Origin of the sequence: Vibrio sinaloensis (assembly GCF_000808535.1) — a bacterium.
GTDB lineage: Bacteria > Pseudomonadota > Gammaproteobacteria > Enterobacterales > Vibrionaceae > Vibrio > Vibrio sinaloensis_D.
The window spans coordinates 794,403-811,033 of record NZ_JWLV01000001.1; the positions used below are offsets into that span (position 1 = coordinate 794,403).

At 46.7% G+C, this 16,631-nt stretch carries 15 protein-coding genes; 8 read left to right on the forward strand and 7 right to left on the reverse strand.

The window, feature by feature from the left end:
• Window positions 1-43 precede the first annotated feature (43 nt).
• The gene (locus RJ47_RS03485) at window positions 44-2,587 is read right to left on the reverse strand and encodes a glycosyl hydrolase family 18 protein (protein ID WP_039481416.1); all 2,544 of its coding nucleotides are present in this window, start codon (window positions 2,585-2,587) and stop codon (window positions 44-46) included.
• A gap of 367 nt (window positions 2,588-2,954) precedes the next feature.
• Complete coding sequence (locus RJ47_RS03490; RefSeq protein WP_005469170.1) at window positions 2,955-4,352, reverse strand: tryptophanase; 1,398 nt, start codon at window positions 4,350-4,352, stop codon at window positions 2,955-2,957.
• 401 nt (window positions 4,353-4,753) lie between these two features.
• On the opposite strand from RJ47_RS03490, the gene RJ47_RS03495 reads away from it, so the two are divergent.
• Window positions 4,754-5,383, forward strand: a complete 630-nt coding sequence (locus tag RJ47_RS03495) for a DUF2057 family protein (RefSeq protein WP_039481418.1) — start codon at window positions 4,754-4,756, stop codon at window positions 5,381-5,383.
• 23 nt (window positions 5,384-5,406) lie between these two features.
• Here RJ47_RS03495 and RJ47_RS03500 read toward each other — a convergent pair whose 3' ends face one another.
• Window positions 5,407-6,684, reverse strand: a complete 1,278-nt coding sequence (locus RJ47_RS03500) for an HD-GYP domain-containing protein (RefSeq protein ID WP_039481421.1) — start codon at window positions 6,682-6,684, stop codon at window positions 5,407-5,409.
• 226 nt (window positions 6,685-6,910) lie between these two features.
• Between RJ47_RS03500 and RJ47_RS03505 the strand changes: the two genes are divergently transcribed.
• The 5 genes from RJ47_RS03505 (at window position 6,911) to sstT (ending at window position 10,459) form a co-directional block, all read left to right on the forward strand.
• Window positions 6,911-7,447 carry a GNAT family N-acetyltransferase gene (locus RJ47_RS03505; RefSeq protein ID WP_038135308.1) on the forward strand — a complete coding sequence of 179 codons (537 nt, stop codon included), beginning with the start codon at window positions 6,911-6,913 and terminating at the stop codon, window positions 7,445-7,447.
• A gap of 100 nt (window positions 7,448-7,547) precedes the next feature.
• Window positions 7,548-7,976 carry a hypothetical protein gene (locus tag RJ47_RS03510; protein ID WP_039481424.1) on the forward strand — a complete coding sequence of 143 codons (429 nt, stop codon included), beginning with the start codon at window positions 7,548-7,550 and terminating at the stop codon, window positions 7,974-7,976.
• Entirely contained in the window at window positions 7,973-8,563 is a 591-nt protein-coding gene (locus RJ47_RS03515; protein WP_039481427.1) for an SCO family protein, read from the forward strand. The genes RJ47_RS03510 and RJ47_RS03515 overlap by 4 nt, the downstream gene beginning before the upstream one ends.
• A 2-nt stretch (window positions 8,564-8,565) precedes the next feature.
• The gene (locus RJ47_RS03520) at window positions 8,566-9,012 is read left to right on the forward strand and encodes a copper chaperone PCu(A)C (RefSeq protein ID WP_005469116.1); all 447 of its coding nucleotides are present in this window, start codon (window positions 8,566-8,568) and stop codon (window positions 9,010-9,012) included.
• 226 nt (window positions 9,013-9,238) lie between these two features.
• Window positions 9,239-10,459, forward strand: a complete 1,221-nt coding sequence (sstT, locus tag RJ47_RS03525) for a serine/threonine transporter SstT (RefSeq protein WP_038135319.1) — start codon at window positions 9,239-9,241, stop codon at window positions 10,457-10,459.
• A gap of 85 nt (window positions 10,460-10,544) precedes the next feature.
• On the opposite strand, the gene RJ47_RS03530 is transcribed toward sstT, so the two are convergent.
• The gene (locus RJ47_RS03530) at window positions 10,545-11,684 is read right to left on the reverse strand and encodes a tetratricopeptide repeat protein (RefSeq protein ID WP_039481430.1); all 1,140 of its coding nucleotides are present in this window, start codon (window positions 11,682-11,684) and stop codon (window positions 10,545-10,547) included.
• A gap of 364 nt (window positions 11,685-12,048) precedes the next feature.
• Between RJ47_RS03530 and nagB the strand changes: the two genes are divergently transcribed.
• Window positions 12,049-12,849 (forward strand): glucosamine-6-phosphate deaminase, encoded by an 801-nt coding sequence (gene nagB, locus RJ47_RS03535; protein WP_005469082.1) that lies wholly within the window; start codon window positions 12,049-12,051, stop codon window positions 12,847-12,849.
• A gap of 80 nt (window positions 12,850-12,929) precedes the next feature.
• Here the strand turns inward: nagB and RJ47_RS21380 are convergent, their stop codons facing one another.
• Together RJ47_RS21380 and RJ47_RS03540 are read right to left on the reverse strand one after the other, a co-directional pair.
• Window positions 12,930-13,103 carry a hypothetical protein gene (locus RJ47_RS21380; RefSeq protein WP_005469303.1) on the reverse strand — a complete coding sequence of 58 codons (174 nt, stop codon included), beginning with the start codon at window positions 13,101-13,103 and terminating at the stop codon, window positions 12,930-12,932.
• 67 nt (window positions 13,104-13,170) lie between these two features.
• Window positions 13,171-13,890, reverse strand: a complete 720-nt coding sequence (locus tag RJ47_RS03540; protein WP_039481433.1) for an SDR family oxidoreductase — start codon at window positions 13,888-13,890, stop codon at window positions 13,171-13,173.
• Between the two features lie 147 nt (window positions 13,891-14,037).
• Between RJ47_RS03540 and RJ47_RS03545 the strand changes: the two genes are divergently transcribed.
• The gene (locus RJ47_RS03545; RefSeq protein WP_039481436.1) at window positions 14,038-14,961 is read left to right on the forward strand and encodes a LysR family transcriptional regulator; all 924 of its coding nucleotides are present in this window, start codon (window positions 14,038-14,040) and stop codon (window positions 14,959-14,961) included.
• A 23-nt stretch (window positions 14,962-14,984) separates the two neighbouring features.
• Here RJ47_RS03545 and RJ47_RS03550 read toward each other — a convergent pair whose 3' ends face one another.
• Window positions 14,985-16,421 carry a coniferyl aldehyde dehydrogenase gene (locus RJ47_RS03550; protein WP_039481438.1) on the reverse strand — a complete coding sequence of 479 codons (1,437 nt, stop codon included), beginning with the start codon at window positions 16,419-16,421 and terminating at the stop codon, window positions 14,985-14,987.
• Window positions 16,422-16,631: the final 210 nt, after the last annotated feature.

The window sequence follows — 16,631 nt, forward strand, 5'->3', positions numbered from 1 at the left end:
CAGGTCACCCTGAATGGCTTTTTTGTTTTAGCTCGAATATCGATTAGTTAGTTGAACAACTTGCTGGGCCAACTTCTTTCCATACTCCCCATTGACCAGACTTCGTTGGATCGTCACCTTTAGTCCACCATTTCGCTTCCCACACTTTACCAGCCCAAGAAACTTGGTTGCCGCCAGTGTATACCGTAGATGCACTCCAAAGGTCGCTACAAAGATCGCCACCGGTTACCTTCTTCGCCACAACGACAGTCGAAGAAGCCGAAGCGGTCGCTTTGCCATCGCTTACTGTCACGGTGAAAGCAAGTGATGTATCTTGCGTGTACTCAGCAGCAACAAAGCTCACTGTTGCACCATCCACAGTTGCATTCAAACCTGCTGGTACATCCCAAGTGTAAGTCAGCTGATCGTTGTCAGCGTCACTTGAAGAAGATGCATCAACGACTACCACGTCACCCGCATTGACATTCGCAGGTGCGACAATCGCTGCCACTGGTGGCGTGTTGACAGGTGGTAGGTCCTTAGCGTTGACAGTAACCGTCACGGTATCTGATGCTGTTGCACCTTCGTTGTCCGTGACCGTCAGTTTGAAGCTCAGAGTTTGTGTCTGTGTGACTTCATTGACATCAAAGTTTGCCGCGGCACTGCTTGCGCCAACCAAGGTCACTGGCGTGCCGGACACTTGGCTCCACTGGTAGCTCGCGATAGTACCGTCAGAGTCTTTTGAAGCGCTGCCGTCAAGAGAAACAGTAGCAGGACCAACAACCGTAATATCAGCACCTGCATTGGCAACTGGAGCTCGGTTTACTGGCGTTGTTGTGCCGCCTGCTAACCCTTCATGCATCGCATTTAGGATATCGCCATTGTCAGCATCGATTTCCCAAGAGAACAGACCAGCAAGGCCAAGAGAGCGTACGTACGCGCCTTTTGCTTTCACTGAGCGATCATCGTCAAACGTGATCAACTCACCAGTAGAACGGTTCCATACCCAAGGCGCTTCTGCTTGCTCATCATAACCATATTCAAAACCATTAACGCCCTGCTTGTTATCGCCAAGCATGAAGGTTTTCACGCCTTTGTAATCAATAACGCCATCTTCCCAAACGCCTTGCTCGGTAGACCCTTTCAGTTTACCTGTTGCAACACCTGTCATTGGGTCGGTTGGATCAGACAATGTATCTGGCGTCACACCTTCCCAACCACGACCGTACATAGCAGTGCCCAATACGAGCTTGTTGGCTGGAACACCCTGCGCGAGTAGCAATTGAATACCGTTGTCAGAGGTGTAAGCAGGACCTTTGTACGGTTCGCCATTTTCATCTAGGCCTGTTCCATCACACTGACCAGGGCGCATAAATGAACCACAGTACAACGCTGTTTGGTGACCCACTACGTTGTTCCAACCACCATAGAAGTCGTAGGTCATCGCGAAGATGTAATCCATGTATTGAATCGCTTCACCGTAGTTCACGTCTTCAATCTTATCGTGACCAACACCGATTGCAGACGTCAATTCGTAAGTACGGCCAGTCTCTGCTTCAAGTTCATCAAGCATGACACGCAGCTCACGCATTAAGGCGATGTACGCCGGGCCATCGTTTACTGGATCACCTTTATCCGCCGCAGCACCGCCGCCACCAGGGAATTCCCAGTCAATGTCGACACCATCATAGAATTTCCACGTTTTCAGGAAGCGCTTCACTGACGCGATGAAAGTGTCACGATTTGCTTTGTCTACAAAGTCGTAGAATGGGTCTGACAGTGTCCAACCACCGATAGAAGGGATGATTTTCAGATCTGGATTACGCTGTTTCAGCGCCATCAACATTGCGTAGTTGCCCTTGATAGGCGAGCTGTATTCGTGACCGGCTTGCGGAAAGCTCTTTTGATAAGCAGCCCAAGGGTCATGGATGACCACTTCGTAATCTGCAACGCCCTGACATGCTGTTTGCAAAGCGTTGAAGCTGTTGCCTCCAACAGATTTTACCGACTCGTTCGGACCACAAACTGGAATGAAGCCATAAAGAATATGAGTTAGGTTATCGGCTGGAATGTTGTCCACGGTGTACTTACGGCCATAGATACCCCACTCAACAAAGTAAGTACCCACAACGGTATTGGGATCGGTATTGTAGGTTTTATTGTTCGGGTCAACATTCATTGTCAGTGGTTTTAAGTGCGAACCATCCGTATCCGCGACCACAATTTCTGCTGGAGCACTTGCGCTACAACCTGTCGCATCACATGCTTCAATCGTCATCTGATAACGACCACCTTGGCCATAGGTAAAGTTTGCTGTGGTTTGGCTGCCAGTAATCGGGCCAGTCGCCACTTCAACACCATCAAATAAGATCTTGTAAGTGTCACCCGTAGTGCCACTCCACTGATTAAACTTAACGGTGATGTTCGCTTGCTCGTTGTATTTCACCATCTGGTTGTAGCCAGAGGTGGTTTCCATTGCGAGTTCTATTTTAGAAAATTGTAGGTTGTTCGAGCCATATACGTCGACGCTTGGAGCGGCTGGTGCTGCAAGCGTGGCCCCAGAAAGTGCCATCGCGATGCTAGCTGCACACAAAGTAATACGATTCATATCTATTTCTCTCATTCCTTGAAGTTCACTCTAAAGTCAGAGTTAAAGCTGTTCCTCTACAACTAATGAAGAACATCCACTTCAGTATTTAAGAGACTTTTTTTTAGTTGGAAAAAATAAAAGTGCTTTACGAGTCAAAGTCAAAATTCATAATCGTGTTAGCACTTTGTTACATCAGTAATTGGATACTGAGTCAGAATTTATAAACTCATTGAGTTGCAGAAGAAACCGTATGCTTATGAATAAAATGCAGAATCTGTCACTAGCTAAAGACATGGGATTAAAATAGAACACTGCCCCAGTGAAAAATCGCTGAGGCAGTATTTCGGGTCTATTGACCTTTTTCGGTTACATCAAAATAGGGGAATTATTTCGATTTGAAACGCGCGGTGAAGTGGCGCAATACCGGAGGCTCGTACTCAAATGTCAGCCCTTTTAGCTCGTGCGCACTCTCTTTCAACGCAATAATGGCATCCGCGATGTAGTCCATATGGTCGTTAGTGTAAACACGTCGAGGGATTGTTAGACGCATCAACTCTAATTCTGATGCTTTCTGCTCTCCGGTTGCCGGATCGCGGCCTAACAACAAAGAGCCAATCTCGACAGCACGGACCCCAGCTTCCAAATAGAGTGCATTACATAACACTTGTGCGGGAAACTCGTGCGCAGGAATATGGGGCAATATTTTCGCTGCATCAACAAACACGGCATGACCACCCGTAGGATATTGAATAGGAATCCCAGCTTCACGTAACCGCTCACCAAGGTATTGCACTTGGCTGATACGGTAATGAAGGTAGTCTTCATCTGCCCCTTCGTACAAGCCTCTTGCTAATGCTTCCATGTCACGGCCAGCCATACCACCGTATGTCACGAACCCTTCCATCGGTACGCAACGTGTCTGCACTGCTTGGAACAGCTCTTTGTGATCACGAATACAGCACATTCCGCCAATATTAACCATCGGATCTTTCTTCGCTGACATCGTCAGCATGTCGCCATATTGGTACATTTCTCGAATGATCTCTAGAATCGACTTGTCTTGGTACCCTTCTTCGCGCTGCTTAATGAAGTAAGCATTTTCACAGTAACGCGCGGAATCAATAACTACGGGGATGTCGTTCTTCACAGCAATCTCGTAGACCGCACGCATGTTTGCCATAGAGACTGGCTGTCCACCCGAGCTGTTGCACGTCACGGTGGTGATAATTGCACAAATGTTTCGCGCCCCATGCTCTTCGATCGTCGCTTCCAGCTTTTGCAGGTCAAAGTTACCTTTCCAGTCGTACGGCGTGGTCGTGTCAAAGGCATGCTCATCAACCACATTGATTGCCTTACCACCATTTAACTCAATGTGTCCTGCTGTGGTGTCAAAGTGATAATTCGAGATAAATACAGGATCGGTGCCACCGCGAACCGTACGCATACGTTCAATGAGTGCTGGAAATAGAATTTGCTCAGCGCCGCGCCCTTGGTGGGCTGGAACCGTTAACTTGTAGCCAAAGAAATGCTCGACAGCTGCGCACAAGTTGTAATAGTTGCGGCTACCCGCATAAGACTCATCCCCCATCATGATGCCAGCCCACTGATTGTCACTCATGGCACCTGTGCCCGAATCGGTGAGCAGATCGATATACACATCATCACTTCGAAGTAAGAAAGGATTGAGACCGGCTTGGTTGAGCGCCTCGACCCGATCTTGATAAGTGGTCATTTTGATCGGCTCTACCATTTTGATGCGAAAAGGTTCTGGAATACGTTTCATTATAATTTCCTATAGATATAACTGGCCCTACAGAGGAATCTGTATCTGGCTAAATACATAACTTTTTGAATGTGCGCGATATGCGCGAGAGGAAATTACAGTGAGTCTGTTTCTTTGCTTTGTAGCGAGAGGCAGTAGTCTATGTTATACCATGACGACAACACGTATCGGCTGTCGTGCATCCAAATGCAATTCATAGCGTTGTCCTTATCGTTGATGGCAAACTGACCAACAATATAGTCGCTTAATTTGCTCCTTTCCGTGAAATGCGACTCATTTTATAAAAATAGAGCACTCTCCGTCATATTGCGGTCAAAATTCCCTTCATTGTTAGGGTTCTGATTGCATTCGCCTACTCAGGTTGGCAGAGTTAAGTCCACTCTGTTTTAACGGCGAAAATTATGAAAGTCCAAACCTCATTATTGGCGTTTGCCGCGCTGGGTTTAAGTACAAATGCACTGGCAGATGTTACGATTTCCATTCCAGATACAGTTGAAGTCCTTTTGGTCAATGAACAAAAGCCGCAACTGGATGGCGGTCTTTTCTCATCTCAAAAGACAGTGACCCTACCTGATGGCGAAAACCAAATTTTGTTCTTATACAAGCCTTACTTTACTCAAGGAAAGGATCGAATCATTGTTGAGAGTGATCCTATCATTGCCAAGTTTGCCGCAAAAGAGAGTGAGCTTGTGTTCGACTTTCCAAGCTACCGAAACGTGCGCGAAGCAAAAGCAGAGATTAAATCTGCCGATTGGCAATTTAAGAACCAAAACGGTCAGGTAGTTTTCGTTCAGCAAGAGCAGCTGGCAAAGGAAGGTATGCAAATTGGGCGCAATTTCAAACTTGAAATCGCCGAATACAATCGACATGACGGCATCGCCTCATTGAACAAATCGCTCCCGATGCTAACCAATGTCTCAATGGACGATTTGAAAGGTGAAAACACCGCAGAGCAGATGCTTCATTTTTGGTATGAAGAAGCCGATAAAGAAACGCAACAGCGCTTTAAACAGTTTCTTTTAGCTCAATAGAGTACAGATCATGCACGGCGTGCTCACTGATGCGCCGTTGCTAGTTCATCGAGACCGGTAGAGATGTTATAACAGCGCCTCGCATGGTGTTGTAAGCAACCATAGACCTTTTCATCCAGTTGCCCCTTCTCCACCAGCTCGTTAAGGATACACATCGCTTTAGAGAGCATTAACCCTTTTCGATAAGGTCTCGATTGCGTCAGCGCCTGAAACACATCCGCGATTGCCACAATCCGGCTTGGTTGATCGAGTTGTTCGGCTGTCTTACCCATAGGGTATCCAGAGCCGTCAAGTCGTTCATGGTGGTTGGATGCCCAATCGATCACTTCTTGGCAATGAAACATTTTTATCAAAGCATGACGCGTATCGGTCGCATGTCGACGGATACACACATACTCCTCTTCGGTCAAGGCTTCCGGTTTATGCAAAATCGCGACTGGCGTTTTCAGCTTACCAATGTCATGGACGAGGCCGGCTAAGTACAACATTCGTTGAACGCGATGTGAGTAGCCAAGTTGCAGCCCAAGAAACTCCGTCAGTTTTGCTACGTTCCGCGAGTGCTCAAACGTAAATGAACTTTTTGCATCTACAATCTGGGCAAACAGTTCGGCAACCGAAATGGTTTCTTCTAACGTCAGGTGGGTGGAAAAGAACGGAACAGCGTCAAAACGATAAGCTAAATTCTCGATGTAGCGCGAATCCATGGAGAACCAAAAGTCATCACTGTCGATCAGCTCAACCATGTGCTGAACATGATTGGCATCAAACATGGTCCATGCGTTGGCTAACAACTCCTGCGTAATCACCTCACGGCTAGATTGAGTCACATTGCCGTAGCTATCAGGACAATAGTTGGCATGCAGATAGTCAACTCTATCGGATATAAACAGCAGCGCGGCGAACTGCTTATCCTCCTCGGAAATGCCTTCTGTCTGCGCTAGCTCAGACCACCATGTATGGTGATAAAGGATTGGGACAGCTAAAGACTCCAAAGGTTTGCAAGCACGAAGGAGTTCATACCCTTTCACGCAATGAGAAATCGTGTCTTTGGGCACCAAGCTTTCTAGCAGTGCGCTTCTTTCCGTTGCTTCCGTAACGCCACAGTCATGAATCAAACCCAGCGAAAAGGCAATTTGAGCCTTCTCTTCACTCCAACCCATCCTTTGAGCACAGCGATACGCGATATAGCCCACTCGGTGGCCGTGATGGATATCATCCACGCCAACCGCATCCAGCGCACAAGCCATTTCAAACAACACCTGACGTAAATCGACGCTTACGTGATCAAGTGACACTTCCATATTATTCCGCACCAACAATTTTCGTTGTTATTATTTTAGTGCCGAGAGAGTAAACTAAAGTGCCAGACAAAAACCACATCAATATAACGGCTATTTACAATTATGTGATTTATATAACGCAACCCAATAATTTCGTGCCACACAAAAAGTCAATTATTTGAAGTAGTTATGGTCTTACCAGTGTGTTCCTGTTAGCTTGTTGTTACCACACTCTCTAGGAAATCTTATGTTTACCGTCCAGATCGACAACGAGTTGCAACTTGCACTCATACAGGAATCCTTCGCTCCTCGCTATGTAGAATTAGTATCCGAGCAAAAAGAATATCTATCCCAATGGCTTGCATGGCCTGCATTTTGCCACGCAGAACAAGACTTTAAGCTGTTTGCCCAGCGTATGCTGCATGACTATGCCGATGGTAAGTCCATGACCTGTGCCATCATCTACCAAGGTGAAATCGTGGGTAACTGTAGCTTCAACACCATTAACCATGACACTAAACGAGCAGAAGTCGGGTACTGGCTGTCTCAGCCTCATCAAGGCAAAGGCATTATTACCCGGGTGGTCACCAAGCTTATTGATATTGCATTCAATGAACTCAAGCTAGAGAAAGTCGAGCTATCCGCCGCAAAAGACAACCTCGCCAGCCGAGCAGTCGCAGAACGAGTCGGAATGACGCTTGAAGGTATTATCACTAATGCTGAAAAAGTGGGCGATCGCATTCTCGACCACGCCGTTTATGGGATTAAGAAGCAGCATAGCTAAGTAGATTGGCTTGACCACCCGCACATAATTCTTCGCTATCTCATGTATTTACATGACTGAAGTGCTAGGATTGCGATTTTATAAACGAAGGAAGCGTAACGTGCCTTCAATCATTAAATTCGCCCTGATCGCCTTGGCCCTCTGCGCGGGGTTCTTCGCTGGTGATCTCTATCATTGGTATAAAAGCGAGGCCGCTCGTCCATCTTTAGATGACTACTGCCTGCTTTCAACCAAACCGTGTAGCGAAAACGATATCACGGTGACGCTGGATCGAGACGTCAGCCAGCCTTTGATTCCAACTCAAATTCAAGTCGAATGGTCGTCATCTGACAATGAATCTCTACTGTTAACGCTCGAAGGTTATGAGATGGAGATGGGCATCACGCTATTCAAACTGAACAAAAAGCAGGACAACATCTATACCGGAGAGATCCTTCTCCCCGTCTGTACCTTGGAAGCCATGACCTGGGTTGGCCAGTTGTCAGATGGAAAGAGGCAAATTAACACGGCCATTAGGATGGAACGATGAGTAAAAACTGGACATTAATATTGATCACCGCGTTTGTGTTGGGGTTTGGACTAAAAAGCTACCTAGACAATCAACCAAAACAAGCGGTCGCTCAACCAAGCCAAGTCATGCTTTTTGGCGAAAATAACCAAGAAGTCAACATCTTCGATACCAGCGACTCACGTATCCGTGTGGTCTATTTTGGTTTCACTCGCTGCCCTGATGTGTGCCCTACCTCTTTGGCGATGCTAGCCGGCGCACTCAATCAAGTCGATGAAGCAACCAAACAGAAGTTTCGTCCGATGTTCATTTCGCTGGATCCCGAGCGCGATGCCGCTGCAGACTCTTACAAATATGCGCAGTATTTCCACCCTATGATAGAAGGACTATCAGCGCCGCTTGACGTCACCACACCACTGGCTCACCGATACGGGGTGATTTTTAGAAAGACCGAGCTAGAAAACTCAGAATTGAAATACACCCTTGATCATAGTTCCTATTTTTATTTCCTAAAACCAGATGGCACACTCATAACAAAAGTGCCACATACGCTAACACCAGCACCATTGGTAGAAGCGTTTCAATCCATCACATTAGAAGGACAATAGCCATGAAGTTGAAATCACTGCTTCTTGCAACCTTGGCACTGAGCCCCCTTGCCCAAGCGAACATGGATATCATGACTCATCATGCTTACGCGAGAGCGACACCACCGAATGCCGCCACCAGCGCAGTGTTCGCTGAAATAATGAACCGCAGTGAAAACGACAGAGTCATTGTTTCAGCGTCCACCGAAGCAGCGGGCAAGGTGGAACTGCATGATGTAATTAAAGAGGGCGATGTGATGAAAATGCGCCAAATTGAGTCGATCACCGTTCCTGCAAATGGAAAAGTTGAGTTGAAACCCGGCAGCTTACACATCATGTTGTTTGACCTAACCCAACCGTTAGTGGAAGGGGAAGCGATTGACGTTCAAATCACTTTCGCCAATGGTCAAAAACAGACCTTCAATGCCCCTATCAAAAAAGTGATGAGTGGTATGAAGCATCATCATTAAACTGATTTCTTTGTGACCAAGCCAAAAGGAGCATTACGCTCCTTTTTTGTTACTCATAAAAACAATAATACAACACAAAATTCACACTTACTGGTTAATCTTAATTTTTCCTGCTAATTTTCAATTAAATCTAGACACAATATTTCAACACGCTAGTATGTCCTGCTCAGTTTGAGATAACTGAAATTACTATAAATCTATAAATTTATTCATTGCAGGGATAACTATGCAACACAACTCACTTATTGCCCGTTTCGCTCGTGGCAATCTGGTTTTGCAAATCCTAGCCGGTATCATTCTTGGTGTTGGTCTAGCGACAATTGCTCCAGAGTCAGCGAAAGATGCGGGATTACTTGGAAGCCTCTTTGTCGGTGCACTAAAAGCAGTCGCACCTATTCTTGTGTTTATTCTGGTCGCCGCTTCAATTGCCAACCAGAAGAAAAACCAACACACCTACATGCGCCCAATCGTGGTTCTTTACCTTTTCGGTACACTAACAGCGGCATTAACTGCTGTCGTACTTAGCTTCTTGTTCCCGACTACGTTAACGCTTGTTTCTGGTGCCGAAGGTACAACACCACCACAAGGTATTGCGGAAGTGATGCATACTTTGCTGTTCAAGTTGGTGGATAACCCAGTTAACGCCCTAATGAGTGCGAACTACATCGGTATCCTTGCTTGGGCAGTTGGCCTAGGTTTGGCACTGCATCATGCATCAGCAACTACCAAAGCGGTGTTTGAAGATCTTAGCCACGGCGTTTCACAAATCGTTCGTTTCATCATTCGCCTAGCGCCATTCGGTATCTTTGGCCTTGTTGCATCAACACTGGCAACAACAGGCTTTGAAGCGCTTGCTGGCTACGCGCACTTGCTTGCGGTTCTATTAGGTTCAATGGCGATCATCGCGCTTGTGGTTAACCCAATCATCGTGTTCGTAAAAACCGGCGAAAATCCATACCCATTGGTGCTGCAATGTCTACGTGAAAGTGGCGTCACGGCCTTCTTTACTCGTTCAAGTGCAGCAAACATTCCGGTGAACATGGCGCTGTGTGAAAAGCTAAAGCTGGATGAAGACACGTACTCGGTTTCTATTCCGCTAGGTGCGACCATCAACATGGCGGGCGCGGCAATTACGATTACAACGCTAACGCTTGCTGCAGTACACACGATGGGTATTGAGATTGACCTGCTTACCGCTCTATTGCTGAGCTTGGTGGCGGCAGTGTCCGCTTGTGGTGCTTCAGGTGTGGCAGGTGGCTCGTTGCTGCTAATCCCGCTGGCATGTGGCCTGTTTGGTATTCCAAATGAGATTGCAATGCAAGTGGTTGCGGTAGGCTTTATTATCGGTGTTGTTCAAGACTCAGCAGAAACCGCACTCAACAGTTCGACAGATGTGGTGTTCACCGCCGCAGTATGCAAGTCGAAACAGAAACAAGCAAAAGCATAAATCAAAAAAATGGCCTCCAGTTAAGAGGCCATTTTTATTTCTTACCATTGCCTATTTCTTACCATGGCCTATTTCTTACCATGGCCTAATTCTTATCCATTGGAGACTGGCTGAAATCCATTCTCGCCGGTTTATCTTCAATCACCGCTTCCACACTCTCTCCCGTTGGCTCTTCAACCTTTAATAACTCTGGCGCTTGCTCTGCTTCTGTAGGCGTTTGCTCTAACAACGGAATGTTGCGCTTGTACAGTTTGTTTAGTGCTTTGATGATTGAGTGCTTGCCGACTTTATTCTCGCGAATTTTTTTCATCATCGGCTTACTTAGCCCTTGGAGCCCAACCACGGTATCGACCCCGATATTGAGCGCGACTCTGTCCCGCAGTGATTTGGCTCGCTCGTAGCCAAGTTGACTCGCTAAGAAGAGCCATATATATGCGATGGCGTTACCATTGGGTTTGTAGTCCATCCACACTTCTCCTGCCGCATACATCGCTTCTAAATAGCCTTTTTCTGCGGCTCGCTCTAGCCAATAACAACCTTTGGCGTGATCTGGCTCGACGCCAATCCCCTTGATATAGCTGAGTCCAAGCTTCATGCGCCCTTCATTGCTGCGCAACTTCGCCGCGCGGCGGTAATACTCTATCGACATTGCAGGATCTGGGTTGCCATTGTTGTCCGACACATGCCAGTCGCCGAGAAAGATTAACGCATCAATATGATTATGAGAGGCAGCCGCTTCCATGACTTGAATCGCCTTGTATTGGTCCGGCTCTGTGCCTCGACCATGGAACAGCGCCACGCCCATTTCGAACTTATGTTGTAAGCTCCCTTCAGATGCCGCTATGCAAACTTTCCAGAACTTAGATTGCTCTCTGAGAATGACGTCTTGCTGCATTTTGGCACTTAAGCGAATAATCCCATACATGCCTGTCACATTGTCCAACTTTGCCGCTTTGGTGTACCAATATAAGGCTTCTTTCGGTTTGGTTCGCTCTGCTTCTTTCGCCAAAAATAAGATCGTCGGAATGTGACCACCTTCCGCCTTATAAATGCGATCTTCGCGCTCCTGTTTGCGATTTTTCTCCATAGCTTTGCGATAAGCGATCTCTCGCTCTTTTCGTTCTTGTTCTAAACGCTTTTTGCGTACCGACAATGCCAGCATCCACAAGAACATGCAGAGTAATAGCAACCCCGTGATACCTATCGCAATACCTATAATATTCATTCAGACTTCTTTGTTTTTCTTCAACATTTGGTTATCGGCTGTCTGCCCAATAAATTGAGCGCTAACATCATACCCTATTTTGTATGCATATCACTTAAAGCTAGTCTATTGGCGAACATTTAGCGGTTGTATTGCCTTTATCATCATTGAAGCATCAAAAATTAACGGTGTGAATTAATGCCCTCCTGCCTCGAAATCAAGCTGCTAAACTCAATAACGACAACGTTTAACCGTGCAAAACTTAATCGCAAATCAAATTAATCAAGAAAATTTGACCGAAAACAATAGAAGATCGCAAAAACTTATTTTATAATGCGAATTAATGTTTCAGAGCATCATAAATTCTAATACTTAGGGGCAAAAAATGAGACTTATCCCGTTAAACCAAGCAGCACAAGTAGGTAAGTGGGCAGCAGCACACATCGTTAAACGCATTAACGACTTCAAACCAACTGCAGAACGTCCTTTCGTTCTTGGCCTACCAACTGGTGGTACTCCTCTTGCAACTTACAAAGCGCTTATCGAGCTACACAAAGCTGGTGAAGTAAGCTTCAAACACGTTGTAACATTTAACATGGATGAGTACATCGGCATCCCTGCGGATCACCCAGAGTCTTACCGCTCTTTCATGTACAACAACTTCTTCAATCACATTGATATCCAAGAAGAGAACATCAACCTTCTTGATGGTAACGCTGACGACAACGAAGCTGAGTGCAAACGCTACGAAGATAAAATCAAATCTTACGGCCGCATCAACCTATTTATGGGCGGTGTAGGCAACGACGGTCACATTGCGTTCAATGAGCCAGCATCTTCTCTGTCTTCACGTACTCGTATCAAAACGTTGACTGAAGATACTCGCATCGCTAACTCACGCTTCTTCGATGGCGACATCAACCAAGTACCTAAATACGCACTGACTATCGGTGTCGGTACTCTGCTTGATTCTGAAGAGATCATGATCCTAGTAACAGGTCACAACAAAGCGCTTGCTCTTGAAGCCGCGGTTGAAGGCAGCGTAAACCACCTATGGACGGTTTCTGCACTGCAACTGCACCCGAAATCAGTCATCGTATGTGACGAACCTGCAACGCAAGAGCTAAAAGTGAAAACAGTTAAGTACTTCACTGAGCTAGAAGCAAAAAACATCGAAGGTTTCTAAATTCTTAGAACGCCAGAATTAAAAAATCCGAGCCCTTATGGCTCGGATTTTTTCTTTTCACTCGAAGAGTGCATTCAGCATCAGCTTTCTGGCATTTCAGAACTGCCCTGATGAGGAGACGACGCGCTCCAGTGCTCATTCGGATCAAACGCCTCATCGCACAAATCGATAGAGTAGCCCATTTCCAAGACTTCTTTTATGGTTAGGTTATCGGCAACTTGGGTCACCTCACCTTTTTCATTACGTAGTTCCATAGTTCACCTTCCCAGTGTGTTGACCACATAGTCCATCACTACTTCGAGTATAGATGACATCGCACAATTATGGCTGCTGCTTAGTCGGTGCGAGCGCAATTTCACGCACACACACGTTTTGAGGTTGGTTGTAGGCAAACTCAACGGCTCTCGCAATATCATCCGCCGCGAGCACACCTCCCATCTCCTGTTTCCAATCGTCATAGCCCGCTTTGATTTCTTGCGACGTGGTATGAGAGAGCAACTCCGTTTCTACCGCGCCTGGTGCAATAGTTGTAACACGGACATTGGAAGCGGCCACTTCCTCACGAACATTTTCCGAAATCGCATGAACGGCAAACTTAGTACCGCAATAAGCCGCATGGTTTGGGAAGGTTTTTTTACCCGCAATCGAGCTGATGTTAATGATGGTACCGCTATTGCGCGCCATCATAGGAGCCAACACTGCCTGCATACCATTGAGCAATCCGATCACGTTAACGTCGAACATCTGTTTCCATTCGTTGGCCTCTTGGCTATCGATTTGGCCAAGAAGCATCACGCCCGCATTATTGACCAGTCCATCGACCGGACCAAATTGCTGCTCAGCTTTGGCAATCGCTGCTTCAAACGTAGTTTTGTCTGTCACATCGACTTTTTCACACAGTGTATTTGGAAGATTGAGTTCAACCAAACGCTCAACACGACGAGCAAGTAGAAGAAGAGGATGTCCAGCCTCACTGAGTCGACGCGCAATGGCTTCACCAATACCCGAGCTCGCGCCTGTAATTACGATAAGTTTTTTCATTGTCTATCTCTCACCTGTTCAACATTGCAGCTCAGTTTGGCTGCGATGGCGATATAGTAAAAAAATCCGGTTTGTTGATATATACGCCTACAGTTGAAACACTGTTGCTAGGGTGCAACAATAAAACACCTGTACAGGAGGGTCATGATGCTCAACCAAATCAATCTTGCCGATATTCGATCTTTCGTCCTTATTGCCCAATTAGGAAACTTTACCAAAGCGGCCGAGGCGCTGAACGTCTCTCGCTCTCATGTCTCGCGCCAGATCAGTCAACTGGAAAAACAGATGGGCGTTACCCTGCTGATCAGAACCACGCGGACGCTGAAACTAACCGACGCAGGAAGGCTCTTCTACCAACAGTGCGCTCACGCTCTGGGCACGATCGATCAAGCCTTGAGCGCCGCGACTGAAGACACAGAAACTCTTCAAGGCATGATAAAAGTGAATGCGGTTGGTGGTTACTTGGGTGAAGAGCTTGTAGCGGATTTGATTTCAGAGTTTATGATCAGCCATCCGAACGTGACGGTCAGTCTCGAATTTAGCAGCCATCGCGTTGACCTCATTGAAGATGAATTTGATATCGCGTTTCGAATGGGGCAACTTGAAGGTGCAGGATTTGTGGCACGCAAACTGATGAACGTCGAGATGGGCACATTGGCAAGCCCGAGCTACTTAGCAAGTTCGCCACCACTTGAACACCCCAACCAACTTCGCCACCACCAATGTTTAACAGGGTCAGTCACGCGTTGGAGCTTTGAACACCCGAGCACAAAGCAAGTCATGGATGTGAATATTAATGGCCACCTAAAATGCAAAAATGGCAGGGTGCTGGTTAAGGGGGCATTAAAAGATCATGGCATTATTCGTGTCCCTCTTATCTATTGCCAAGAAGAGCTGAAGCAGGGGGCACTCAAAGAAGTATTCCAAGATTGGCGCGTGCCCAGCGTTGAATTCTCTATGATTTATCCCAAAGACCGCTACCAACCCAAGCGGCTCAAATTGTTTATTAGCTTTGCAAGAGAGTACTTCCACAGACAAAACGAAAGGATTAAGGACAATGCTGCTCTCTAACGGCGAGAGCAGCAAAAGGAAGATTAACGGATAAACAACTTAGCCAACGCGCTCTGAGCGAGCTTTCGATATTTTAGTATCAGGCGGCTTCTTGGTAACCAGCTTGGCGTCATCAATACAGTTTTGGCTTTAGAAAACGTCATAAAACCTTCAATACCGTGATAATGGCCAAGACCAGACTCTCCAATTCCACCAAATGGAGCATCTTCAGCCGCAACATGCAGCAAGGTATCATTGATAGCAACGCCACCACTGTGCGTATGCTCGATAACTTGACGTTGGAGCACTTTATCATCGGACATCAAATACAGAGCAAGAGGTCTTGGCTTCGAGTTGATGTAGGCAAACACCTCATTAAGATGTTGATAGCCAATCACTGGCAAAATCGGACCAAAAATCTCTTGATTCATCACCTGCATCTCTTCCGTTGTTCCGGTGATTAAGTGCGGTAACATTCTGCGCCCAGATACCTCCACCCCTTCGATGGTATGAATACCCGCCCCTTTGGTTCTTGCATCCTCTAGCAACTGAGTTAACCGTTGGTACTGCGCATCATTGATGATCTGAGTGACCGAATCCGCGCCTTTTTTGTCTATATAAAGCGACTTGTAACGTTCTAAATAGAGGCGAATGAACGCAAGCTCTTTCCCCTTTGGCACCAGCACATAGTCGGGTGCGACGCATATCTGACCTGCATTGACCGATTTACCCAGCATGACTGCGTCGACGGCGCGGCGAAGCTCGATCTTATCGTCGACGATCGTCGGGGACTTCCCACCAAGCTCTAGCGTGACAGGGGTAAGATTTTTTGCCGCCGCCTGAGCAACAAGGCGGCCAACAGGAGTAGAACCCGTAAACATTAGATGATCAAAAGGCAATTGAGAGAAGTGACTGGCAATATCGGCTTCACCTTCCACTGAGTAAATCTGCTTATCTAGCTCACCAAAAATTTCACTCAGCACTTGGTTTGTATGAGGAGTATGCTCGCTGAGCTTCACCATCACTCGGTTTCCTGCCGCAATAGCGGTGACAATCGGCGCAATACTCAAAACAATCGGAAAGTTCCACGGCACAATCACGCCCACCACGCCCAGAGGTTGGTACTCAACGTTGACTGAAGATGGCGTTAGCAATAAACCCGCAGAGCGACGACTGGGCTTCATCCACTTTTTAAGATGCTTAATGGTATAGTTGATGTGCGAAACCGCTGGCAAAATGTCGCAGATGACGCTGTCAAACTGGCTGCGAAAACCGTAATCCTCACTGAGCGCATCCGCCAAGATTTGCTGCTTCGCCAACAGAGCACTTTTTAGCAACTTGAGTTGTTCAACTCGTGATTGATAATCAGGATAAGGTTGAGCGTTGTAGCATGCACTCACTTCGTGAAAGAGCAGCTTAAGATCATGCTCCGATTTGATGTGCTCTTTTTGCCAACGATTCAGGTCAACCACTCTTTCCATAACTTAGCCAATACTTGTAGATAATCTCGGCATAATCTTAGTCACAAATCCCCTGAAAGTCTCGCCTGCTTGGCTCTAGAGTGAGTGCTCTATCTCACTGTTTAACATTTATGCACATCGTAAGTTGGAAAGAGCACTGGTTGATATGGTCGTGGGGGTGTCAGGAGCATATTGCCAACCAGTGCCCGAGGTGTGGCAAACCACAGAGCC

What these genes read in the sequence shown, in the direction of transcription:
- RJ47_RS03485 (WP_039481416.1), bottom strand. Translation starts at nt 2,587, where the DNA reads ATGAATCGTATTACTTTGTGTGCAGCTAGCATCGCGATGGCACTTTCT.
- RJ47_RS03490 (WP_005469170.1), bottom strand. Translation starts at nt 4,352, where the DNA reads ATGAAACGTATTCCAGAACCTTTTCGCATCAAAATGGTAGAGCCGATC.
- RJ47_RS03495 (WP_039481418.1), top strand. Translation starts at nt 4,754, where the DNA reads ATGAAAGTCCAAACCTCATTATTGGCGTTTGCCGCGCTGGGTTTAAGT.
- RJ47_RS03500 (WP_039481421.1), bottom strand. Translation starts at nt 6,684, where the DNA reads ATGGAAGTGTCACTTGATCACGTAAGCGTCGATTTACGTCAGGTGTTG.
- RJ47_RS03505 (WP_038135308.1), top strand. Translation starts at nt 6,911, where the DNA reads ATGTTTACCGTCCAGATCGACAACGAGTTGCAACTTGCACTCATACAG.
- RJ47_RS03515 (WP_039481427.1), top strand. Translation starts at nt 7,973, where the DNA reads ATGAGTAAAAACTGGACATTAATATTGATCACCGCGTTTGTGTTGGGG.
- RJ47_RS03520 (WP_005469116.1), top strand. Translation starts at nt 8,566, where the DNA reads ATGAAGTTGAAATCACTGCTTCTTGCAACCTTGGCACTGAGCCCCCTT.
- sstT (WP_038135319.1), top strand. Translation starts at nt 9,239, where the DNA reads ATGCAACACAACTCACTTATTGCCCGTTTCGCTCGTGGCAATCTGGTT.
- RJ47_RS03530 (WP_039481430.1), bottom strand. Translation starts at nt 11,684, where the DNA reads ATGAATATTATAGGTATTGCGATAGGTATCACGGGGTTGCTATTACTC.
- nagB (WP_005469082.1), top strand. Translation starts at nt 12,049, where the DNA reads ATGAGACTTATCCCGTTAAACCAAGCAGCACAAGTAGGTAAGTGGGCA.
- RJ47_RS21380 (WP_005469303.1), bottom strand. Translation starts at nt 13,103, where the DNA reads ATGGAACTACGTAATGAAAAAGGTGAGGTGACCCAAGTTGCCGATAAC.
- RJ47_RS03540 (WP_039481433.1), bottom strand. Translation starts at nt 13,890, where the DNA reads ATGAAAAAACTTATCGTAATTACAGGCGCGAGCTCGGGTATTGGTGAA.
- RJ47_RS03545 (WP_039481436.1), top strand. Translation starts at nt 14,038, where the DNA reads ATGCTCAACCAAATCAATCTTGCCGATATTCGATCTTTCGTCCTTATT.
- RJ47_RS03550 (WP_039481438.1), bottom strand. Translation starts at nt 16,421, where the DNA reads ATGGAAAGAGTGGTTGACCTGAATCGTTGGCAAAAAGAGCACATCAAA.